The sequence below is a fragment of the Streptomyces tamarix genome (assembly GCF_032423885.1).
Classification (GTDB): domain Bacteria; phylum Actinomycetota; class Actinomycetes; order Streptomycetales; family Streptomycetaceae; genus Streptomyces; species Streptomyces tamarix.
In genome coordinates this window covers 184295-205983 of sequence record NZ_JAWCTQ010000002.1, presented here as the reverse complement: position 1 = coordinate 205983, position 21689 = coordinate 184295, and the positions used below count along the sequence as shown (strand labels likewise).

Annotated in this window: 19 protein-coding genes and 2 pseudogenes; 9 read left to right on the top strand and 12 right to left on the bottom strand. The window is 71.2% G+C overall.

Features of this window, described 5'->3' with window-relative positions:
* Nucleotides 1-258 precede the first annotated feature (258 nt).
* From RND61_RS03030 to RND61_RS03020, 3 genes and pseudogenes are all read right to left on the bottom strand, one after another.
* Nucleotides 259-1170: a hypothetical protein gene (locus RND61_RS03030; protein WP_315876045.1), complete on the bottom strand. Its 912-nt coding sequence runs from the start codon at nucleotides 1168-1170 to the stop codon at nucleotides 259-261.
* 456 nt (nucleotides 1171-1626) lie between these two features.
* Nucleotides 1627-2098, bottom strand: a pseudogene (locus tag RND61_RS03025) (IS5/IS1182 family transposase); the annotation flags it as partial.
* 283 nt (nucleotides 2099-2381) lie between these two features.
* On the bottom strand, nucleotides 2382-2618 hold the full coding sequence (locus RND61_RS03020) for a biotin/lipoyl-containing protein (RefSeq protein WP_315876044.1): 237 nt from the start codon (nucleotides 2616-2618) through the stop codon (nucleotides 2382-2384).
* Between the two features lie 1178 nt (nucleotides 2619-3796).
* On the opposite strand from RND61_RS03020, the gene RND61_RS03015 reads away from it, so the two are divergent.
* Both RND61_RS03015 and RND61_RS03010 read left to right on the top strand, forming a co-directional pair.
* Nucleotides 3797-4315 carry an RICIN domain-containing protein gene (locus RND61_RS03015; RefSeq protein ID WP_315876043.1) on the top strand — a complete coding sequence of 173 codons (519 nt, stop codon included), beginning with the start codon at nucleotides 3797-3799 and terminating at the stop codon, nucleotides 4313-4315.
* A 344-nt stretch (nucleotides 4316-4659) separates the two neighbouring features.
* On the top strand, nucleotides 4660-5334 hold the full coding sequence (locus RND61_RS03010) for a hypothetical protein (protein WP_315876042.1): 675 nt from the start codon (nucleotides 4660-4662) through the stop codon (nucleotides 5332-5334).
* Between the two features lie 222 nt (nucleotides 5335-5556).
* Here RND61_RS03010 and RND61_RS03005 read toward each other — a convergent pair whose 3' ends face one another.
* The 3 genes from RND61_RS03005 to RND61_RS02995 form a co-directional block, all read right to left on the bottom strand.
* On the bottom strand, nucleotides 5557-6141 hold the full coding sequence (locus RND61_RS03005; protein WP_315876041.1) for a hypothetical protein: 585 nt from the start codon (nucleotides 6139-6141) through the stop codon (nucleotides 5557-5559).
* Nucleotides 6142-6387: 246 nt separating this feature from the next.
* On the bottom strand, nucleotides 6388-6531 hold the full coding sequence (locus RND61_RS03000; protein WP_315876040.1) for a hypothetical protein: 144 nt from the start codon (nucleotides 6529-6531) through the stop codon (nucleotides 6388-6390).
* A gap of 144 nt (nucleotides 6532-6675) precedes the next feature.
* Nucleotides 6676-6921 carry a hypothetical protein gene (locus RND61_RS02995; protein ID WP_315876039.1) on the bottom strand — a complete coding sequence of 82 codons (246 nt, stop codon included), beginning with the start codon at nucleotides 6919-6921 and terminating at the stop codon, nucleotides 6676-6678.
* A gap of 76 nt (nucleotides 6922-6997) precedes the next feature.
* Here RND61_RS02995 and RND61_RS02990 point away from each other — a divergent pair, with 76 nt between their 5' ends.
* The 3 genes from RND61_RS02990 (at nucleotide 6998) to RND61_RS02980 (ending at nucleotide 8916) form a co-directional block, all read left to right on the top strand.
* Nucleotides 6998-7132 carry a hypothetical protein gene (locus tag RND61_RS02990; RefSeq protein WP_315876038.1) on the top strand — a complete coding sequence of 45 codons (135 nt, stop codon included), beginning with the start codon at nucleotides 6998-7000 and terminating at the stop codon, nucleotides 7130-7132.
* A gap of 112 nt (nucleotides 7133-7244) precedes the next feature.
* Nucleotides 7245-7928 carry an esterase/lipase family protein gene (locus RND61_RS02985; protein WP_315876037.1) on the top strand — a complete coding sequence of 228 codons (684 nt, stop codon included), beginning with the start codon at nucleotides 7245-7247 and terminating at the stop codon, nucleotides 7926-7928.
* 865 nt (nucleotides 7929-8793) lie between these two features.
* Nucleotides 8794-8916 carry a hypothetical protein gene (locus tag RND61_RS02980; RefSeq protein WP_315876036.1) on the top strand — a complete coding sequence of 41 codons (123 nt, stop codon included), beginning with the start codon at nucleotides 8794-8796 and terminating at the stop codon, nucleotides 8914-8916.
* Between the two features lie 971 nt (nucleotides 8917-9887).
* Here the strand turns inward: RND61_RS02980 and RND61_RS02975 are convergent.
* On the bottom strand, nucleotides 9888-10244 hold the full coding sequence (locus RND61_RS02975) for a DUF805 domain-containing protein (RefSeq protein ID WP_315876035.1): 357 nt from the start codon (nucleotides 10242-10244) through the stop codon (nucleotides 9888-9890).
* Between the two features lie 1022 nt (nucleotides 10245-11266).
* On the opposite strand from RND61_RS02975, the gene RND61_RS02970 reads away from it, so the two are divergent.
* From RND61_RS02970 to RND61_RS02955, 4 genes are all read left to right on the top strand, one after another.
* Nucleotides 11267-13096, top strand: a complete 1830-nt coding sequence (locus RND61_RS02970; protein WP_315876034.1) for a DNRLRE domain-containing protein — start codon at nucleotides 11267-11269, stop codon at nucleotides 13094-13096.
* Nucleotides 13097-13244: 148 nt separating this feature from the next.
* Nucleotides 13245-16112, top strand: a complete 2868-nt coding sequence (locus RND61_RS02965) for a DNRLRE domain-containing protein (RefSeq protein ID WP_315876033.1) — start codon at nucleotides 13245-13247, stop codon at nucleotides 16110-16112.
* A gap of 30 nt (nucleotides 16113-16142) precedes the next feature.
* Nucleotides 16143-16721: a hypothetical protein gene (locus tag RND61_RS02960; RefSeq protein WP_315876032.1), complete on the top strand. Its 579-nt coding sequence runs from the start codon at nucleotides 16143-16145 to the stop codon at nucleotides 16719-16721.
* A 169-nt stretch (nucleotides 16722-16890) separates the two neighbouring features.
* Nucleotides 16891-17463, top strand: coding sequence for a DM13 domain-containing protein (locus tag RND61_RS02955; protein ID WP_391652736.1), 573 nt, complete (start codon nucleotides 16891-16893; stop codon nucleotides 17461-17463).
* A gap of 148 nt (nucleotides 17464-17611) precedes the next feature.
* On the opposite strand, the pseudogene RND61_RS02950 reads toward RND61_RS02955, so the two are convergent.
* The 5 genes and pseudogenes from RND61_RS02950 to RND61_RS02930 form a co-directional block, all read right to left on the bottom strand.
* Nucleotides 17612-18040: pseudogene (locus tag RND61_RS02950) on the bottom strand (helix-turn-helix domain-containing protein); the annotation flags it as partial.
* A 374-nt stretch (nucleotides 18041-18414) separates the two neighbouring features.
* The gene (locus RND61_RS02945) at nucleotides 18415-18699 is read right to left on the bottom strand and encodes a hypothetical protein (protein WP_315876031.1); all 285 of its coding nucleotides are present in this window, start codon (nucleotides 18697-18699) and stop codon (nucleotides 18415-18417) included.
* 113 nt (nucleotides 18700-18812) lie between these two features.
* Nucleotides 18813-19505, bottom strand: a complete 693-nt coding sequence (locus RND61_RS02940; protein ID WP_315876030.1) for a response regulator transcription factor — start codon at nucleotides 19503-19505, stop codon at nucleotides 18813-18815.
* 4 nt (nucleotides 19506-19509) lie between these two features.
* On the bottom strand, nucleotides 19510-20739 hold the full coding sequence (locus tag RND61_RS02935) for a sensor histidine kinase (protein WP_315876029.1): 1230 nt from the start codon (nucleotides 20737-20739) through the stop codon (nucleotides 19510-19512).
* A gap of 18 nt (nucleotides 20740-20757) precedes the next feature.
* A complete protein-coding gene (locus RND61_RS02930; RefSeq protein WP_315876028.1) occupies nucleotides 20758-21657 on the bottom strand; it encodes a CPBP family intramembrane glutamic endopeptidase in 900 nt (299 codons plus the stop codon).
* Between the last annotated feature and the right edge of the window lie 32 nt (nucleotides 21658-21689).

Sequence of the window (21689 nt, the reverse complement as noted above, 5' to 3'; positions counted from 1 at the left end):
GTGCCGCGGCGGCGATCCGCGGCAGGAAGGCGAACTCCTCGTCACTCGGGGCTGACTCGACCAGGCGTCGGGCGCTCCTTCGGCTGCTGATCGCGGTGATGACGTCCATGAGGGCCTCTCGGGGCGGCTGCCGGCTGGTGCGGTGCCAGGGGACGACGGGCCGTCGCTCCAGGGATCGGGCAAGTGGGGATGAGCCGTGGTCGGCCGTGGGCGGCCGGGCAAGGTGAGACCTCGGCGGCGTGGCGGGGACGCGCCGCTTCACCGAGCGGCCGACGCACGGAAACTGTCGGCGAGCGCGGACAGGAGGTCGGCGGGCCGTGCGTGCGGCAGTCGGCTTCCCGACAGTACGGTGAGCCAGTCGTACCGCAGGGCGTCGGTAGCGGGGTGCAGGTAGCAGAAGCGGAGCATGTCCGACGCCTTCCAGGTCTCCGGTACGGGCATCACCGGCGTACTGTCCGGCCGGGGTGCCGTCCCTGTCTCGGCGTAGGTGCGTGCGTACTCATGGAAGCTGTCAAACATGCGAACGAACACGTCGAAGGTGTCGGCGACCAGGGTCGTTCCCGCTCGGTACTGCCGTTCGGTGAGCTCGACGGTCTCGAAGGCGTCCTCGGTCTCGACGTGCCCGGATTCCAGAGCCAGGTGATGGGGGCCGAGATAGCGGTAGTCGAGGCCGGTGGCCTCGCTCAGCCGGGCGGCGACCGGGGCGGTGTGGCGGAAGAACACGTGGCCGCTCGCCTCGATGGCCTCGCTCTGGCAGAAACGCAGTACCGGGTCTCCGGCGTCCGCGCGGTGCAGGGCCGCGAAGCGGTGCAGCGTGTCGCGCAGCACGCGGGTCTGCGGCGCCCGAGTGATCCACCACAGGGCATCGGACGCGCTCCACCCCAGTCGCTCGTCCATTTCCAGGCGGCACCAGTCCTCCAGATACAGGGCCGCGTGGTTCCTGTCCTCCTCGGTGTGAACGTTGATGGACCGCTGCAGGGGGGCCGAGGGTTCAGGGAAGGGCAGGACCCAGCGGTTGAGGTCCCGGAAGGCCAGGACGAAAGGAGCGAGGATCGGCAGGATTTCCAGACGGTTTCGTTCGGAGATCCGCTCGTCGGACAGCCAATCACACAAGGGGTGACGTTCGAGCGCACGCTGACGTTCATCGCGAAAATCCATGATCCGTCGCATATTCACTCCTCCGGGGTGATCGAGATTCCCCTGTCATCCGACCGATCACCCGCGAATTGATCCACTTACTCGTGGTCGGGTTCATTCCGGATGTCCAGGTACCGATCAGTCAGAGCCCTTCACGCGGAAGTGTGGTGCCCGTGCCCACCCGTGAGAAGAGTATTTTTCGGTCACGCGTCAGGCAGGTGAAAGATCCTCCACGGGAGGAACGAGGTGCAAATGATTCTCCCCATGCGTGTGAACCGTGCCAGAATCGGTGGTCCTTTTCGGGGCACCCAACGATCAAGTGAAGGTCCAGGGAGCGCAACGAGCGGGGCCCCGAGCCGTTAATCCCGGCTTCTGCCGATCAATCACACCGCCCGGTGGCCCCGTTGGTCATCTCTCCAGCGGAACTGGAACCGCCCCATGCGCTCGCTGGAGACGGGGAAAAGAGTGTCACCATGGACGAGATCGCGACCGTCGTCGCGGAACGTCGTGGACGGCCCCGGGCAAGACCGGTGGGGCCCACAGCAGCCGGCCGGAGGGGGGCGGCGAGGACCTGCACGCCCATCCCGTGCCTCTTGTGCTTCCCCGGCGAGAGGGGCCCGTTCGCGGCGGTCCGGTCGATCGGTAGCAGAGCCCCCTCCAGCAGCACGAACGCCTTCGACGATGCTGTCCGGACCGCCTCCGCGAGACTCGGCGCGAGAGCGGCCAGGGCCTCGACGGCCTTGGTGACGTACCGGTGTGCGGTCGTGGTCCCGATGCCGGATCCGGCCACGAGATGAGCCTGCGGATGGCCGTTGCGGAGATGGGCACGAGCGGGCAGGACCTGCCGACCGACACTCGGGCGCCGCCAGTGGGTGCCGAGCCCTCGGCATCGCTGACGGGACTTGGCGGACAGGAAGCGCAGGGCGCAGCCGGGCACGTCGGCGCCCGAGGGGGTGGACAAACACACGAAACCTCTGAGGAGACGGATTTCTTGGTCGAAAACCCATCCACCAGAGGCTTTACCTGTTGTCAGCTCAATTGCCCCTCCCACCCGACGGGTCGGAAAGAGCTCGGTAACGCTGAGCCGATCTCCGCAGGGAGCAGCCCTCCGTCAGTGCCTCAGAACGTCCTCGCAACCGGTCGTTTCTACGACGCGCGAACCGGAACAACTGCCACCGTCATCCCCTGTTCCATCGGACCCCGACGCTGTTGTCCACGTGTGAGCGAAGGGTGGCCTGGAATGCTCATGTGTCGATGACCGCGACGAGCGCCCCTACCTCGACCGTCTCCCCAACTTCCGCCACCACTGCCGCAAGGTATCCGTCCACGGGGACGTATAGGCACATGGTCGCCTTGCTGGTCGAGATCTCGACCAACGGTTCTCCCTTGGTCACCTGATCGCCCGGTCGCTTGAGCCACTCGTCAATGGTGACTTCGTTCAGACCTTCCCCCAGCGGTGGGACGGAGACGTTGGTCGGCATCTCGACTCCTCGGTGTCACGACACCTTATTGATCACATCTCGCGCCCCTTGTTCAGGAGCTTCCAGATGGCCGGGGTGGGCGGTCGGCTCCGACGCGTTGTGCTTCTCACCGTGCACGGTCATTGGCCCACACCTGCGCAGTACACGCCGGGCGCCCCGGCCGGTGCGGGGTGAGCCTGGGGAGCATGGTGTGGCCGGAGGGACTGGTCCAGAGGGAACGACCGGGTGCTGCGGTGGACGGATGTGCAACGGCGGTGGGGCGCCGGGGCGGCGGCGGACACGGTGGTGTGCTCCGGGGAGCAGAAGCCGTTGCAGGTGGGGGCGCGGCGCTGCGTCCCCGCGAGCGCCCAGTGCCGACGGCCGGGACCGGGCGTACCGCTACGGCGCGTGGACCGCGGGAGGGGCACCAGGGTGTCGGCGAGTCGGCGGACGGTCACTGATCCGGTCTCGGGTGGCCCTCATTTTGCCAGGCCCGGCAGGCGGCATCCGTATCGCCCTCGGTCGCAGCCGACACGTCCTCCTTCGCGCTGTGTTCGTCCACCGGGACGCCGCAGGTGCTCGTGTCCTCGACGCCCCGCCACCCACCACCGCGGCCTGACCGCCCGCCGTCTCGCCCACCAGTTGTCCACGGGCCTGACCCACACCCTGAACAGGGCCGAGGCCTCCACCCGCCCCCGGCCCTCCACCAACGCGGACACCGCCGGCAGACGCACAGCCTCCGGCGCGTCCAGGGACCACGTCCGAGCCTCCCGACCAGACCACTCACGCACAGCCGACGAGCGTGGACCCGAAGCGTTTCGGGGCGATATCGAATGCGATCACCCTTCGGTGTAGCCGTGAAAGCGCATACGGTTTCCTTGCTCTGTGCACCCGGAAAGTGGGGTAGCCGGGCAACTGGGGCTCGCGAGGCGCGGGTTGCGCATCACTGTGCGCAGCCGAAGTCGCCGTCCTCTCTTTCCTCTCATGCAGCAGGCTTGCGTTGTCGCCGCGTAATCCCTTTGTCGGCCGACGGGGGAATTGAGTGCGTCGTGACGGCCTATTAAAATCACACAACTGTCCGATAAGGGTATGATGGGGTCATATTACTAATACTTGCTTTCTATATTATTTTCCTCTTCTGTCGTACAACGGTGACAGTTCGGTTCGCCCCAAAGCGCAACTCGACAAGGGAGATCACCGTGAAGGCATCCGCGCGAGCATTCACCGCCCGCCTGTCCGTCCTCGCGCTCGGCGGGATGATGCTGGCCGCCGGCTCGGCCGCACCTGCGAGCGCCGCCCCGCTCAGCGCCAAGCTGGAGACTCACCACAGCGGCAGGTGCCTGGATGTCGCGGCCGCGAGCACGGCCAATGGAGCATTCGTCCAGCAGTGGGAGTGCTACGACACGCCCAACCAGAACTGGACCCTCACCTCGCTGGGCAACGGCTACTACAAAATGATCGCCCAGCACAGCAACAAGTGTCTGGACGTGGCGGCCGCGAGCATCGCCGACGGGGGAACGGTCAACCAGTGGGAGTGCTACAACACACCCAACCAGGAGTGGAAGCTCGTCCAGCGCCCCAACGGCTACTTCGCCCTGGTCGCCCGGCACAGCGGCAAGTGCCTGGAGGTCAGGGGAGGGAACATCTACAACGGAGCCGGTGTGGTCCAGCAGACGTGCGCCGCCGATCGGCCGTACCAGGAGTGGCGCCTCCTGTGAACCGCCGGCAGTGAACACGCGCCGCGCGATGGAACTGTCCCGCAGGCCGGGCGCGGACCTCGCGCGGCGACGGGCCTTGACCCTGGATGTCGGACACACGGGACACTGGATCTGAGGATCTGAGAACGGACACCTCGTGGTCATGCCGTGCCGGGTGGGGGCGAGGGGTGCATGTACCGGTACGAGCAGGCTCTGCTGGGCGGACGTGGTGGAGCGGGCCGCCGTCATCGTGACCGGCTACGACGCGGTCGGCGGCTGCACCCTGCGCCAGGTCTACCACCGGCTGGTCTCGGAGGCCGTGATCCCGCACACCGCGCCGGCCTACCGGCGCCTGCCCGCGCTTCTTGCGCAGGCCCGCCGCCGGGAGGGGTTTCCCCGATCTGATCGACCCGCTGCGCGAGGTCCACGTCCCGTCGGCCTGGCCGGACGCCGACGCCTTCCTCCAGCAGGCGCCCGCCCGGTTCTGCCTGGACCGCACCGCCGGGCAGGCCACGGCCGTGTACGTGGCCTGTGAGAAGGACATCCTGCGCGCCCAGTTCACCGGCTGGCTGGAGAAGACCGGGGTCCCCGTGCTGGTCGTACGGGGGTTCGGCAGTCAGGGCTACGTCCAGGTCGTCAAGGAGCGCACCGCCCGCGACCGGCGCCCTGCCGTGCTGCTCTACGTCGAGGACTTCGACGCCTCCGGCGCCGACATCGAGCGCGACTGGGTGGCGCGTACCGCCTGCTGGGCCTCGGTGGAACGCGTGCTGCTCACCCACGAGCAGGTCCGCGAGCACCAGCTGCCGCCGGCGGTGGGGAAGGTGGTGATCCCCGCTGGCCGGCGTTCGCCCGCCGATACCGGCTCGACGCGGCCCGTCCTGTGCAGTGGGAGGTCGAAGCACTCGATCCGGCCGAGCTCCAGCGCCTGGTCGCCGTCGCCCCGTACATCGACAACGCGGTCCTCGACGCCCGCCTCGCCGACGAGACGCGCCAGCGCGCGCGGCTGCGCGCGGTCCTCGACGAGGCGCGCCGCCGGCTGACGGGCGAGGGCCCGGCGGACGGTGCCGGCACGTGATCGTCCCGGTTCCCCGCCTGCCCGTGCCGTCGCGGGCCCGCCCCGCGCGGTCCCGGGCGGCTTCGGCGGCCCCGCACCGCCGCTCGCCGGCTCTGCTGCTCCCCGTCGGCGTGCCGCGTACTGCTGCTGGTAGGGGAGTTGTTCGACATTGTCCGGAGTTGTTCGGCCGAGTTCGAGGGCCGGGGGCTCATGACGTTGCCGCGTCCCGCTGCGCCCTCTCGTCCCGGAGCCACTTGCGCGGACTGATCCCCGCCGGGCGCTCGCTCTCCCACCGCACTTCGTCCGCGGCCCGCTCGGCATGGGCGCCCGCGTGCTCGGTGGCCAGGCGGACGTACGCGAGGGCCTTGGCCACGGTCGACAGGACGGTGGCGGCGAAGCGCGGGTCGTGCTGGTCTGCGACCGCCACGGTGAACGTGTCAGGGAACACCGTCTCTGCCCGGGAGTTGGTCATTTCCCACTCGACGTGCCCGATGCCGTCGACCGCGACGGTCTGGGGGACGAGGAGGGTGGCGTGGGCGCGGACTTCCCGGTACAGGACGGGGCTGTCCGGGTCGTCGCGGTCGAGGTGGTCCTCGTGGCCGACGGACACCTGTACCTCGTAGCCGGCCCAGAGGAAGCGGGCGGTGCGCTGCGGGGTGAGCCGTACGTCGGCGAGGGCCGCGCCGAACTTCGACGGGTCGGTCTGCCGCAGGCCGGGGTGTGCCGCGGCGAGCGCGGCCAGGGTCTGGTCGAGGGGGCTGGGCGAGCTGGGTGGGGCGGTGTCTTCGGGCACGGCGGCCCTCCCGGGCTGCGAGGGGACGGGGTATGCGTCCAGGCCCGCACCGGTGGCCGGTGCGGTTCGCCTGGTGACGCCGTCCCCGCGCGCGGGGCGGAAGGTCGGGGCTGCCCGGCTGCGACCAGGGTGACAGGCGAACTCCCTGCGGGACGGCCCTTCTCCACTTCCACCGGACTGCACGCACCCCGGCGCGCCCGCGATGGCCGGCGGGGACCGCGGCGCCGTGCGGCGGCGCGCCTGGTCTCAGGGGTCGAGCCAGTGCCGCTCGACGATGAAGCTGTCTCCCGCGTAGCGGTGCCACAGCCGGGGGCCAACGCCGGGCCAGGCGGGGATGCCGGGCGCGGGCAGCGGCGGGCGGCCGGTCCGTGCTGCGTCGTCGGCCAGCATCCGGGCGAAGCCGGCCTGGTACTCCTCGTTGCCCCGGTGCCTGCGTTCGACGTCGGCGAGGACCTGCCGCAGGGGGTGGGTGCGTACCTCGATCCGACCGCGGTGGGTGGTGTGGGCGGTGTGGGTGAGGATCTCGGCCCAGGATCAGACGTCCAGCCCGCGCGCGAGCGCGACGCGGTCCATGTGGTCGGCCAGGGGCCCGCCGCCGTCGGTCCAGGCCGCGTACAGGCGCACTGAGCCGTCGGGCTGGGGCACGTCGGTGCGCACCAGCGTCTCGGGCCTGGCCGCGGCGAGCGCACCCTCGACCGCGGCTTGTTCGACCGGGTCGCGGTTCCCGGTGGGCGCGAGGTCGGGCCGCGCGGTCGCGGGCGGGGCCGTGAGGGCGAGCACGGGCAACTCCGGCGGCGAGTAAGCGGTCAGGGCTCCCACGGGCGGGACACGGGGCCTTCGGAGCGCCGTCGAGGGCGTGCCACAGCACGGCCCGCGGCTTGCTGCCGCCGACCTCGAACAGCCGGGCCCGGCGGTCGGATTCGTCGCGGACTTCCAGATGTACCTGGCCGCCGATCTCAACGGCGGAGGCCAGGCGGGCACGGCGCAGTAGAGCCGAGGCTTCGAACCGTTGTCACGTCGCTGCGGTGAATTCCTGCCGCCGGGTGGGTGAGGGGTTGGGGCAAACGGTGTCACCGCCGTCGCCGGCACGCTAGAAACCGTGAGTGATCAGGAATCTGCCGCGGAGCTTGACTCCGCTCCTCCTCGCGTTCGCGGCCCTTCTTCCCGCCCCCGGGGCCGCGGCCGGCGGTCAGCGGCAAGCCGTCCGCCCCGACCCGATCGTCTTCGTCCACGGGTGGAACTCCGACGGTTCTACCTGGCGGGCCATGGCTGACCGATTCCGGGCCGACGGCTGGCCGGCCGGCCATCTCGATGCGTGGACGTACAACGCCGCACAGTCCAACACCACCACCGCCGCACAGCTCGCCGACGAGATCGAGCGCGTCCTGGCCACCACCGGTGCCACCAAGGTCGATGTCGTCACCCACTCGATGGGCGCCCTGTCCTCCCGCTACTACCTCAAGAACCTCGGCGGCGCCAGCAAGGTCGACGCGTGGGTCTCCCTGGCCGGGCCCAACCACGGCACGGAGACCGCCCGTTGGTGCGGCGGTGCCCCTTGTGTCGAGATGCGGCCGGGATCTGCCTTCCTCAACGCCCTCAACTCCGGTGACGAAACCCCCGGCTCCCCCCGCTACGCCACCTGGCGCTCGCCCTGCGACAACGTCATCAACCCCACGAGCAGCGTGGCGCTCACCGGAGCCGTCAACACCACCACCGCCTGCCTCGACCACAGCGGGTTGCGCACCGACCAGACGGTCTACAACCAGGTCAAGGCGCACATTCGGTAGACACCGAGGGCACTGCCACGTTGGTCGTCCTCCCACGCGTTCGTGGAGATCGACCGCACCATGTCCTGCGCCCTCCTGCTTGCCAAGCTGGAGCGCTACGACGCCTACCGCGACGCACCCGCCTACGGTCACGGGCTGCGGCGCACGTTCGCCGGTACCGCCGGTGACGGGCGGTACCGCTCGGCGGGACGGTTCTCGGAGTCGCGGTGCCGCCGGGCGGGATGTTGTGGCTGGGGTGGGGGTTCGTGCTCCGGCTGCGGCGTAGGCAGCTCTCCTGGGCGCCACCAACCCGGGGGAGCCATGCGGTGTGACATCGACCGCCCCGGCCGGCGGCGTGCCGAATTGGACCTCGACCCACTCCGCGGCACGGATCCACCCGAGCTTGACCATCCAGTCGAAGCCCACCCTCCTCACGCGCAGCGGGTCGCGGCCTGGTCGGGTCCGAGCGGGGTGTCGGCGGCGACGAGCTCGGCCAGGTCCTCCCGTGCGCAGAGCTCGACGACCTGCCCGGGGCGGTGGTGCCCCCGTCCGGGTTCGCGCTCAGGTCGACCAGCAGCCCGCGGTCGACGAACCGGCGCACCACGAACGACGTCACGCTGGCTTTCTGCCGGAACGCGTTCGGGGTGCCCGGCGCCGCCCCGCTCCGGCCGGCCCGCCCCGGTCGCCGTCCGGCCGCGCGACGATCGGCACACCGAGGGGTAACGGCTGACGCCGGGCGTCCTCGCCGTTCAGCAGCTGTCTCTGGCCCCCGGCAGGGGGGAGGGGGACGTACTCTGATGCCGTGAGGAGACGGCGTGGGTGGTCTGTGATCGGCTCGTGGGTTGCGTGGTGGGCGGCTGTCACCGCTGCTTTTTCGATCTTGGGGATGGTGTTCGACCAGCCGACGAGCCTCGTGGACTGCGCGGTGAGTGCTGTGCTGGTGATCGTCGTGGGCGAAGCCGGTGATCGACTGCGTCGGCGCTTCTTCCCCCGTCGGGAGATGGGCTGACGGATCGGCTGGTCGGCGTCGGGTTCCACGTGGCGCCCTCCCTGATCGCCCGCATCACCTGACCGACCGCCAAGGAGAACCGCCCGCGGTCACCCCGCCCGCCCTCGCCGCCGACATCCGCGACCAGCACATCGCCGACCTGCGCGCCGCGCTCCGGCGCACCCCCTGCTCGCCTTCATCGCCGGACGGCAGGCGGCCACCGATCCCGGGCAGACGGAACTGCTGTTGGCGGCCGTCGACGACCTGACGAACACCCTGGACCGCACCACTCCGTGAGCGACGCCCTCCTTGAGGACGGGCCTGTCGTCGGCGCCTGCCCTGGAACGCTGAGGGTCACCCTTTCGACGATGACGTGGAGCGAGCAGATGACGGTCCCGCCCTCACCGGAGGAGAGCGAGGCCGCCCGCACGTCCGCCGGGGGCTGGAACCGCGACCAGCTCGCCGCCCGGAGTGTTCCCTGGACCCCTGCCCGAGAGCTGGAAGGGCGAGCTGCACAAGCGCTGGAAGGCCGCCCACCAGGACGGCACACCACCGCCCCTCCCGCCTGGCCCGGCGACCGCCCCGGCCTCCGGCCGCGCGACGAGCTCGTCCGTCCGCTCGGACGGATTGCCGGACCATCCCGTTGATGACCTGCCGGTCCTCCACGCGAGGCTGCCCCGTCGTGGCCCGGGGTATCAGTGGAGCAAGTAACTCACCCTTCTGATCGGTGAGTTCGTGACGGCGTACCACGGCGCCATGACCCACCACCCGGACGATCTTTGAAGACGGACCCTGGGGAAACCGGAATGCACCAGCGGTTGCTGCGGTTTCCCGTCCGTCGTCGTACAGCGGATCGGGGAGATCGTGCAGTGGTCGAGCCGGGTGATTCCGTGGGAGGCCTCGCACATCCGGATGCCCGCCGGCGTTGCCGGACGTGCCGGAGCCGGGCGCCGTCGAGGGCACCCGGCTCCAGTCCGCGCAGGGGCGATGTCTCAGGCGGCGGGCGCGAAGTGCGGGTTGACGCCCCACTGGTTCGCCTTGGTCTCGCCCTCGGAGACGAGGAAGACCAGCAGGACGATGCCACCGACGAAGGGGACCATCGAGATGAGCGACCACCATCCGGAACGTCCGGTGTCGTGCAGGCGGCGGATCGTGACGGCGAGCGTCGGCAGGAACACCGCCAAGCAGTAGAGGAGGTAGAGAACCGAGTACGTGCCGATCACCAGGTCGACACCGATCAGCAGGAGGGTGAGGGCGAAGTTGACGAGGGTGAAAATCCAGTACTCCTTGCGGCGCGCACGCCCGCTGAAGCCCGCGTAGTTCTTGAGTACTGCCAGGTACCAGTTCACTGGGTTCCTTCCACCGCCCTTACCAAGGGTGTGTCAATATTCGGCCAAGTGATCGGGAACTTAAAGGGCGTGTAAGTGTCCGTCAAGCTAATGAGGATCAGCGGAGAAACCTACGCCAACCTGCGATCTAACCGTTCCCATACCGATGTCTGAACGCGGACACGACCACGACACCGAGGGCCACACCGACATAAATCAGCCAGACGGTCGCGTAGGGGCGACGAGGTCGGCCCAGGGTGGGGCCCGAGGGTCGTACGGCCGCCCGGCCCGGCTGGAGGCACGGGCCCGGCCGACCCCCTCCGGGGTGCGGACGCGGGGCGCCGAGGCGGGGGTGCGGGCGCGGGCCGGCGTGGTGACGGGAGGCGGAGTAGCGGCGCGGCACCCCCCGAGGAGGGGCGCGAGGGGAGTGCGGATGCTCTGGCCTGAACGCGGTCAACCGAACGCGTTCAGGAAGGAGCCTGGTGGGAGAGCGCCAGAAGGTGTCCACCGGGCAACCCGACGTCGGCCGGAACGGCACACACCCCGGCAGGGGACTCCACGACTCCCTCCCGGGCCACCGGACACAGAGGCGCGCTCCGGCGTCCGGGCGGTCTTCTGCCGCAGGGTCCCGGGGAGTCGTTCACTTTTCCGGCCGTCGCTTTCGTGACGCCGTCTCGGTGGCCGCTACTCCGCTTTGGCCGGGAAGCGGTGCCGTCCCGGCGGCGCGCCCCTGCCCCGTCGGTCTGGGCTCCGTCTTCCCTCCCCGCATGCGGCACCGGGCGCGAGGTCCGACATCGGTGGTGTCCGGTTCCTTTCCGCGCGCGGTTTTCCGCTTCGCGACGACCCCGGTCCTGTGATTTCCGTCACCGTTGACCTCTCGGTGTGGACATCCCATATTTGGCGGGCTTGTGGACGTAACACGTGGGGACCGAGGTGAAGTTGTGCATGGGAGGAGGAGAAACCTCGCCTTCCCCGTACGGAGACGACGTCCGGTGCCCGCGCTGCCTTTGCCGACCGACTTCGTGAACGGAGCAGGGATTTCCTTGAGCACGAGTAGGAAGAAGTGGCGCGTCCCGGGCCCTTGGGCCGGGACGGCACGTCCGTGGGTCGCGCTGTGCACCGCCGCGGTGGCCCCCGGGCTTCTGCTGTCGACGCTGGCCGCGGGACCGGCCGCCGCCGGGCCGGTGACCGCCCGCGACACGGCGGACAGGGTGCTGGCGGCGGCAGCGGAACGGGCGAGGAGGACGCACGACACCGTTCCGGTTCCGGAGAGGACCACGGAGTCCTCCACCTCCGCCGTGACTCCGAAGGGGGAGGTCGTCACCGAGCTCTCCGCCGGTCCCGTCCGGCTCCGCGGACCCGACGGCGGCTGGCGGGACATCGACACCCGCCTGAACCTCTCGGGCGGGGTGCTGCGGCCCGAGGCGGTCGGGGCGGACGTGCGGTTCTCGGCCGGGGGCGACTTCTCCTTCGCGCGGCTGCGGACCTCACCCGGCAGCGAACTGGAGTTCGGGTGGCCGAGCAGGCTGCCCGAACCCCGCGTGCGGGGTCACCGGGCGACGTACGAGCGCGCGGCGGGTGGAACGGGCGACCTGGTCGTCACCGCCCTGCCGTCGGGCGTGCGCTTCGAGGTGGTGCTGCGCGCCAGGCCGACCGGTCCGCTCAAGCTGGAGATCCCCCTCGACGCCGCAGGACGGATCGACCGGCGGGCGGACGGAGGGCTGGGGCTGACCGACGGGTCCGGGAGCCGGGTGACCATCTCGCCCACCGCGTCCATGCGGGCGCAGCCCGCCACCCGGCCGGGGAGGGCCGACGGCTTCGTACGCGCCGGGGAGGGCACCGCACGCGAGGGCGCCGTCGCCGTCCGCTACGAGCCCGGCGGGAACGCCAGGACCTCGGCGAACGCTTCCGGCGGAGCGGGCGGAACCCTCGTACTGGAGCCCGACCGGGCGTTCCTCGACGATCCGGCCACCGTCTATCCGGTCACGGTGGCCCCGACCGTGACGACGCCCGTGGAAGCCGACACCGACGTCAACTCGGTCTTCGACTGGAACAACGTCGGGGGCCAGTACCTGAAGGCGGGCACGGAGGCCGACGGGGAGAAGCCCCGCACCTACCTGAAGTTCGGCCTCGACGGCCTGCCGCCGGCGACCGCCGCCGAACTCAGGGTGCCCAACGTCGACGCCCCGGCGTGCGGCGCGAAGGTGGGCGCCGGCATCCAGGTCCGCCGCGTCACGAGCACGTGGGACCCGGCCACCCAGACCTGGACGCGCCAGCCCACGAGTACCACGCAGGACGCCGCGCTGAGCACCGAGGGCTCCACGGACGGGACCTGCGGCACCGGACTCATGACCTGGAACGTCACGGGAATCGTCGGCAAGTGGCTCAGCGGCGCCGCCCCCAACCACGGCCTGGTGCTGCAGTCGCCCACCGAGACCGCCTCGGCCAACTACCGGGTGTTCACCTCGGCGGAAAACACCGAGGCCGGCAGCGTCCCCACACTGGTCGTCACGACCGCGCTGCCCGCGGGCACCTGCGTCGGCAGCGGGTGCACGGGGATCGAGCCGAGCGGAACGACCTGCGCCTCGGACGCGTACACCGTGAAGTCGGTCCCCGCGCAGGGACGCACGATCGAGCTGCGCTACAGCCCGTCCTGCCGCGCCGCGTGGGGCAGGATCCTCGGTGCCTCCGTGGGTGACTACGTCGGCGTGCGCAACTCCGCCGGCGCCTACTACGAGGACAGGGTGAACACCGGCACCGACCAGCACACGGTGATGGTCGGCAACGACGGTCTCACCTCGTGGGCCTGCGGCTGGCGCGACACCGTGCTCCTCGACTGCACCTCCGGACACACACCGGCCGCCGGTGCCTGACCGGTCCAGGAGCTGACGAGCGGCCGGCCCCGGGGGCCTGGAGCGTGCGGGAGGCGCCGCCCGGTCCTCGGAGGTACGACAACCACGACACCACGAACTTCGGCACGGGTCCGGCGAGGCGTCCGGGCCTGCCGAGAGGGGGGAGCACATGCACGTCACACATCACCTGGTGCCCGACAGACGGCCCGCCCGCCGGAGAACCGCGCTGCGACGGCTCGCGGTGCCGCTGTCGGCGCTGCTCGCCGTGGCGGGCGGCTGGCCGATGGCCTCGGCCGCCCCGGCGGCGCAGCCCTCGGCGAACCAGCGGCCGTCACCACACACCGCGGACGACGGCGCCCTCTCACAGGGGCCACCGGCCGCGAGTGCGGCGGCCGCCGGTCAGCAGCGGCGGGTCGAGGTACCCGGCGCGCGTACGGAGAACACCACCACATGGGCCAATCCGGACGGCACCGTGTCGGTCGAGACCCATGCCGGACCCGTGCGGTTCAGGAAGGGCGGCAAGTGGGTCGACATCGATCCCACCCTGCGGCGGGCCGCCGACGGGTCGGTACGCGCGGTCGCACACCCCCATGGCCTCAGGATCGCCGGGCGGACCGGTGAGGGGGGCGGCGACCTGCTGACCCTGGGCGGCGGCGGGCGGACCGTCACGCTCGGCTGGAAGGGACCGCTGCCGGAGCCGGTGCTCAGCGGCCACCGGGCCACCTACGCGAACGTGCTCCCGGCGACCGACCTGGTCGTGGAGGCGACGCGCACCGGCTTCGAACAGTATCTGGTGGTCAAGGACCGCTCCGCGGCGGACGAGGTGGAGAGCTTCACGCTGCCGCTGCGGACCGAGGGCCTCACCACCACCCGCAACTCCGACGGCTCCCTGTCGTTCACCGACCCCTCGACGAAGAAGGCCGTCGGCAGACTGCCGGCGCCTGTCATGTGGGAGGCCGGCCGGCAGAAGCGCGGCGGGCAGGACGGCCGCCGCACCGCCGTCGGCATGACCCTGGAGCGGGAAGGCGGACGGCTCGGGCTGCGCCTCACCCCGGACCGCGACTTCCTCGCCTCCCCCGACACCAGGTACCCGGTGACCATCGACCCCGCCGTGTTCCTGAGCCCCCATGTCGACACCACCGTCGTCAGAGGCAGTCAGGAGGACTTCTCCGGAGCGGTGGGCCTGCGGGTCGGCCGCGAGTCCGGCAAGGAGGCGGCGCGCTCCTTCGTGCAGTTCCCCAGGACACCCGGGATGACGGGCGGTGCGGTCCTCGACGCGCAGCTCAGCCTCTTCCCCCTGTCGTCCGCGCAGTGCGCCCCCAGGTCCTGGGAGGTCTGGGACACCGGCGCCGTCTCGTCGGCGACCCGCTGGGGCACGCAGCCCGCGTGGCGGACGAAGGCGGCCACCTCGACGCTCACGTCCGGAGCCTCCGCCGACTGCCCGGCGCGGGAAGTGACGCTCGACGTCACCTCGCTGGTCTCCCAGTGGGCAGCCGTCGACCGCGCGACCGACACGCTGGGCCTGCGCGCCACCGACGAGAACGACACCAGCGCCTTCAAGGTCTTCGCCTCGGGCGACAACGTGTCGAACGTCCCCGCGCTGCTGGTCACCTACCGGCCCACCTCCGACCCCGCCACGGACCACGTGCAGTACTGGAACGACGTACTGCTCAGCGCCTACCGGACGGCCGGCGGCGCGCCCGGCCCGCTCGCCCGCGCCGGAGCGATGATGCACGGCGCCGTCTACGACGCGGCCAACTCCATCAGGTGCTCCGAGGGTGAGACCCGGTGCCTGGGCCGGCCGTACCTGGTGAAGACGACCGCACCGGCGGACGCCGACATCAACAGCGCCATCGACCAGGCCGCGTACCTCGTGCTGGAAGCGGTCTTCCCGAACATGGACTTCGCGCGGCAGCTCGCCGCCGCCGGCGAGAGCATCCCGCAGACCGTGACCGGAACGCAGCGCCGTGCCGGATCCTCCGTGGGCCACCAGGCGGCCAGGGCCATGGTGGACGCCCGTGCCGCGGACGGTTCCCAGACCTCGACCCCCTACCCGGGGAGTTCCTCCCCGGGCAACTGGCGGCCCACGGACGCCAACCCGGCCGCCACGCCGGCCTGGGGGCTGGTCAAGCCGTTCGGTCTGACGTCCGGCTCGCAGTTCCGGCAGCGGAGGCTCACCGACTACGGCTCCATGGAGGCCCTTCTCCGGAGTTCCGACTACAGCAACCAGGTCAACGAGGTCCGCGATCTCGGCGGGGTCGAGTCCCCGCTCAGGACCGCCGACCAGACGCAGGCGGCCTTCTTCTGGGCGAACGACGTGGACGGCACCTACAAGCCACCGGGCCAGCTCTTCGAACTGACGCAGACGGTGTCCCGCCAGCACCGGTTGACCGTCGACGCCAACGCCAAGCTCTTCGCGCTCGTCGCCTTCGCCATGGCGGACGCGGGCATCGCGGCCTGGGACGCCAAGTACCAGACGAACATCGACCTGTGGCGGCCCGAGTCCGCGATCCGGCTCGACGGCGACGGCAACCCCCTGACCTCGGCCGACCCTGAGTGGCAGCCGCTGTCACGCAACCGGGAGGGACAGCACTTCTCCCCGCCCTTCCCCGCCCACGTCTCCGGGCACGCCACCTTCGGCGCCGCCTGGGCCAGGACGATGGAGCGGTGGTTCGGCACCGACGACATCGGTTTCACGGCCGGCACGGAGGACTTCGACGCCCTCGGGGTCACCCGTACCTTCACCAGCTTCTCCGACGCCGCGCAGGAGAACGCCAGAAGCCGCATCTGGCTCGGTGTGCACTACTCCTGGGACGGCACGGACGGCATCACGGTCGGCAACAGCGTCGCCGACCACATCAGCAGCAACTCCGTCGGGCCCAACAGCTCGGACCTCTGGAAGGAGTACGAACTGCTGCACAACCTTTCGGGCTGTCAGGCCACCGGCAGACAGCTGGTGGCCGAGCACCGCTGGTCCGCCTACGAGTGCCGCCGGGCCTCCACCACCAATGACGATCACCGCCTCTACGTCAAGTGACACCGGGGCCGACATGGAAAGGACACGAGAATGAGCCTGCTGAGACCGGTGTTCCGTTCCTGGGCCGGGCGGGCGGGAGCGGTGGCGGCGGCCCTGGCCGTCGGGCTGTCCCTGGCGCCGCTCGCCGACGCGGACGCCCCGTCGAAGAGCGCAGCGGAAGCCACCGCCACTCCATCCCTGCTGCTGGACGTTCCCGTCGATCCGCGGATCTCCGACGGCGCCTACGCGGGTTTCCAGTTCTGCGGTGACCCGGAGGGCGGGCCGGTCGTGACGACCAGGGGTGCGAGTCTGGCGGCCACGCTGGAGTCGGTTGCGCCGCCCGGCACCGTCGAGAAGCCGGGGGCCGGCACCTCACCCGGCCGGGGCGTGTTCTTCGAGGTGACGGACGCCGACGGGGAACCGGTCCTGCGCCGCCACACCAGGAGTCAGACGGGTCACACCGCCGTGCTCTCCCTCCCTCCGCGCGGCCTGGCGGACGGCGCGTACCGCTGGCGCGTCCGGGTGCGGGACGGCGCCACCGCGTCCCGGTGGACCGAGTGGTGCGACTTCACCGTCCGGCTGACGGAAGGGAGCGGTGACGACGGGGCGGGCGTCGGCCCCTCGCGCTGATCCCGCTCCACCCCACGGCCCGCCGGACGCCTCCGGCGGGCCGTGCCCGCCCCCGCCAGATGTTCCCTCCGTCCCCCGAAAGGCTTGCCGCAGGGTCGGGAGGGACGTTGGATGTGGGGGGAACGACGCTGACAAGAGGAAACGACGGCGACAAGAGGAAGGGCCTCCTGTGGAACGGGGTCGTAAGCGGCTGCTGTACGCGAGCGTCGGTGTGGTGGTCATGGCCGGTGTGGCGGCCGGGCTGGTGTGGTTCAAGCCGTGGGCGCTGTGGGTGGACGAGACCGTCAACGAGGCGCTGCCGTCCGGGAGCCCGCCCGCCGCGGCGGGCACGGCGTCACCGACGGCGGGCCCGAGCCCCTCCTCCCCCGCGTCCGCCCCGCCGACCGGTCCCACCGCGGTCGCGCAGGGCACCTTCATCAGCCACGAGCACACCACCCGCGGGACGGTGAAGGTCGTGCGTCTCGCCGACGGCACGCACACCCTGCGCCTCGAAGGGCTTGACACGAGCAACGGCCCCGACCTGCGCGTCTGGCTGAGCGACGCGCCGGTCAAGGAGGGCAAGGCCGGCTGGGGCGTCTTCGACGACGGGGAGTACGTCGACCTCGCCAAGCTGAAGGGCAACAAGGGCGACCAGAACTACCCCCTGCCCGAGGACGTCGACTGGTCGAAGTACCGGAGCGTCAGCATCTGGTGCGACCGGTTCGACGTGTCCTTCGGAGCCGCCGTCCTGGCCCGCGCCTGACCATCGGCCGGCGGCATGGGCCCGGGGGCGGGTCCCGGCCGGTGCCATGGGGCGGCACGGGTCCGTGCAGCGCTCCGTGAGGCTTCTCCGCCTCATCACCCGGACGGTGGTGGTGTCCGTCGTCGTACGGGCCGGGGAGGGTGCGCGAGCGGAAGGTGCGCCGGTGGGTGTCCGGGGGCACGCCGACGGTGCGGTGGAAGTGCCGGCGCAGCGTCGCGGCGGTGTCCATTCCGGTGGCCGCCGCGATGCTGTCGACGGTGACGTCGGCGGTCTCCAGCGACTCCTGGGCGTGGCAGATGCGTTGGGTCGGCAGCCACTGCAGCGGGGTGGTACCGGTCACGAACCTGAAGTGGCGGCCCAGGTTGCGCGAGCTCATCCGTGCCTGGCGGGCCAGGTCTTCCCCCCGTCAGCGGCTTGTCCATCTGTTCCAGCACCCAGGGGAGCAGCGCGGCGAAGGGACGGCCGTCCGGGGGGCACCGGGACGATGACGAACTGGGCCCGGCCACCGTCCCGGTGGGACGGGTACGACCAGGCGCAGGGTGACCGTGTTCGCGACCGACGAGCGATCCATCCGAAGATGCCGCCCGGACCACCCCCGCGGGTGCGGGGACGACCTCAAGAAGGGGCCGCGCGGGCCAGTTCACTGGGGACCGTCCCCGCGGGTGCGGGGACGACCGAGGCGAGGGCCAAGCCCATCTCCATGTGTTCGTCAAGGGCCGACTCGGGTTTCATGGGGGTGATCCTCCTTCGTCCCCGGCCGGCCCGGGCCGGGAACCGTCAAAGCTGCGGGGCGGGTGGGCAGCGCCATGATCACCGTGTCACCCGGTGGGCGGGAGAAGGCGTCCGGTGTCCCGGCCCAAGCGGGTTCGGGGGCACCGGGGGCGGCGGTGTTGGCGAGCGATCACCGGACGGTGGCCGCCGCCGAGCGGGGCCGTACCCGACGAGGCACGGTCACACGGGGCCGGCGCAGGCGAGGGCGAGGACCGTGAGGACGCGGGTGTCCCGGCCGATGAGGATGACCGCGGCGACGTGCCCGCGGGTGACGGTGCGGACGGTGCCGTCGTCCTGCCCGTACGGCTCCGAGCAGCCCAGCGGGTCGCCTCGGGCGTCGACGAGGCACACGGCGAGGTCGCGGCGCGCGGTGCCGGGGAGCTGCTTGGGCTTTGACAGTGAATCCGAGGTCCGGGCCGCCCGTCGCGGCTGTTTCGGATCCTGCTCCGGGAAAGGGTCGTTCATGCGAGGACCGCACGAGGCTCCGGTCGGTTCGGTCGCGCAGTTTGGTCACAAGAGCCCGACCAGTCGGCGTGCGTCGTACCCACCTCGGTGCCCAGGTCGACGAGCGCGTGGGTTCAGCCGGTGGAGGACACCAGCCCGACCCGGTAGGCGAGGACGACGGCCTGGACCCGGTCGCGCAGGCCGAGTTTGGCCAGGATCCTCGACACGTAGGTCTTGACCGTCTCGGGGGTGATGAAGAGCTCCGCGGCGATCTCCGCGTTCGACAGCCCCTCGGCGATCTGCCGGAGCACCTCCAGCTCGCGCGGGGTCAGTGCCCGTACCAGGTCCTCCCTGGCCGGCCGGGAAGCATCGGCCGGGCGCAGGTGTTCGGCGAAGTGGCCGATGAGGTGGCGGGTGACGGCGGGGGCCAGCAGGGCCTCGCCCCTGGCGACCGTCCGAATGCCGTTGACCAGTTCCGCCGGGGGCGCGTCCTTGAGGAGGAAGCCGCTGGCCCCGGCACGCAGTGCGTCGTAGACGTAGGCGTCAATGTTGAAGGTGGTGACGACCAGCACCTTCGGCGGTGCCTCGGCGTCGGGACCGGCCAGTTGCCGGGTCGCCTGGATGCCGTCGAGCAGGGGCATCCGGATGTCCATCACCACCACGTCGGGACGCAGACGCCCTGCGGCCCGGACCGCATCGTGCCCGTTCTCGGCCTCTCCGACGACCTCCATGTCGGGCTGGGCGGAGAAGATGGTGACGTAGCCGGTGCGCACCAGTGCCTGGTCGTCGCAGACGAGCACACGGATCGGTGGCGGCGCATCGCTCACGGGATCACTCCGATGCGGGCTTGGACGGAATGGTGGCGTGGACCTCGAATCCGCCTTCGGGCCGGGGTCCGGCCTCCAGTTCACCATTGACCATCCGCGTCCGTGCACGCAGCCCCGCCAGTCCACGCCCGCCCGCAGGGTCCGGCTTCCGCACGGCAGGTGCGACCGCCGGAGAGGTGGGGGGCCCGTCGGTGGTCACCTTGATCTCGATGCGCTCCTCGCCGTGCCGGACCAGGACCCGTGTCGTCTGCCCGGCGGCGTACTTCATCGCATTGGTGAGCGCCTCTTGCACCACCCGGTACGCGGCCAGCTCCACGTCCACGGACTGCGCTCGCCGCTCGCCCTGCTCGCTGAACTCGACCGGCTGCCCCGACCTGCGGGCCTGTTCGACCAGGTCCCCGAGCCGGCCCAGGGCGGGTGCCCGGTCCGCGCGCGCCGGATCCGCGGACGCCGACTCGCCGGTCGCCTCCAGCACGCCGAGCAGGTATCGCAGCTCTGTCAGCGCCCGACGGCCGGTGTCGCTGACGGCCGAGAGTCCCTCGCGGGCTTTGTCCGGTGCGGAGGTGAGCAGGAACTGTGCCGCGTCCGCCTGGACCACCATGGCCGTCACATGATGGGTGACCACGTCGTGCAGCTCGCCGGCGATTCGTGCCCGCTCTGCGGCCGTGGCCACTTCGGCGGTCAGCCGCCGCCGCTGCGCCTCTTCCGCCCGCCGTGTGCGCACGCTGCTCCCCACCAGCCAGAACGCGGCCAGAGTCAGATGGAACGCGAGGTAGTCCGCGATGCCCTGCGGTGAGCCGAGGTGGTCCAGGACGAGGGCCAGCACGGCATAGCCCGCACTCACCACGCCCGCCAGACCGGGGCGGAAGCGGACCTGGTGGGCTCCGGCCGAGTACAGGGCCAGATACAGCCCCAGACTCCCGAACGTCGTCGCGAAGCCCAGCGCCTGGTGCGCGGCGAACGCGCCCGCGACGACGGCCAGACAGCCCGCGGGCCACCGTCGGCGGGCCGCCAGCGGCAGGGTCTGGGACAGAATCAGCCCGACGCTCAGCGCGCTCGCCGGCCGCTCGGGCAGATCCCCGATCTGCGCTCCGATGTCGGACAGGGTGGGTACGAAGGCCAACAGGGCCAGCACCAGGGCGAGGACACCGTCCTTGAGGAAGGCGTCCCGCTCCTCCCACCAGTCGAGCGGCGCCCGGAGCAGCGCACGGCGCCAGGGCGTCTGAGGGGACATCACTACCGTTTCCTCCGGTCAGCCGGCCTGAGCGTGTCGTGCGGATCGACGGGGTAGCAGACGGTCGCCGCGGCGGGCGAGGACGAACATCCGGACGGCGAGCAGCACACCGATGACGACGGGCACCAGCGCCGCTTCCAGGCCGAAGCCACCGCCGGTCAGCACGGCGGGGCCGTGCACGTCTACGGTGAACAGGCCCTCGGAGGTGTGCCCGGAGACCGGGATGCCGAGCAGCTGCTCGGTGGTGTTCCAGGCGAAGTGCAGACCCGCGACGAACCAGATGGTACGCCGCCACAGGAACGCGGCGCCGAGCATCACGCCCGCCTCCAAAGCGATCGCCAGCGCGCTCCACGCACTGGCTCCCGGAGCGCCCAGATGGGCGATGCCGAAGAACATCCCGGTGACCACGATGGCGGCCCGGCTGCCCCACAGCTGCTCCAGAGCCTGCAGCGCGAGACCGCGGAACAGCAACTCCTCGGTGACCGCGGTGCCGATCTGCACCATGACCGCAGACCAGACGACCGCCATGAAGCCATGGCCCGCCCAGGAGAACGAGTAGCCCCCGAACGCCGTGATCAGCAAGGCGGACACCAGAACGAAGCCCAGGCCGATCGCGCCGCCCAGCAGCACCTCCCGGCCGGCTCCCCGCCGGGCGATCTCCGGCGTCGAGCGTCGCGCGACACGGCGCATGACCAGCCAGTACACGGCCACCGCGGCCACCGCGCCCAGCACCGGAACCGGACCAGGGCCCGTGGCGGTCAGGCCCGAGACCAGCCCGACGCCGACCAGGCCGGTCAGCATCCAGCCGAGCGGGGAGCGGACGATCCGGTCGAGACGACCGCCGCGAGCGTCGTGACCGTCGGGGCCCGTGTCCGGGCCGGGGCCTCCGGCGTGCCGTGCGGTGGACGCGGTACTCATCGTGGCCTCCCCTGTGGCGGTCGCACGGGCTG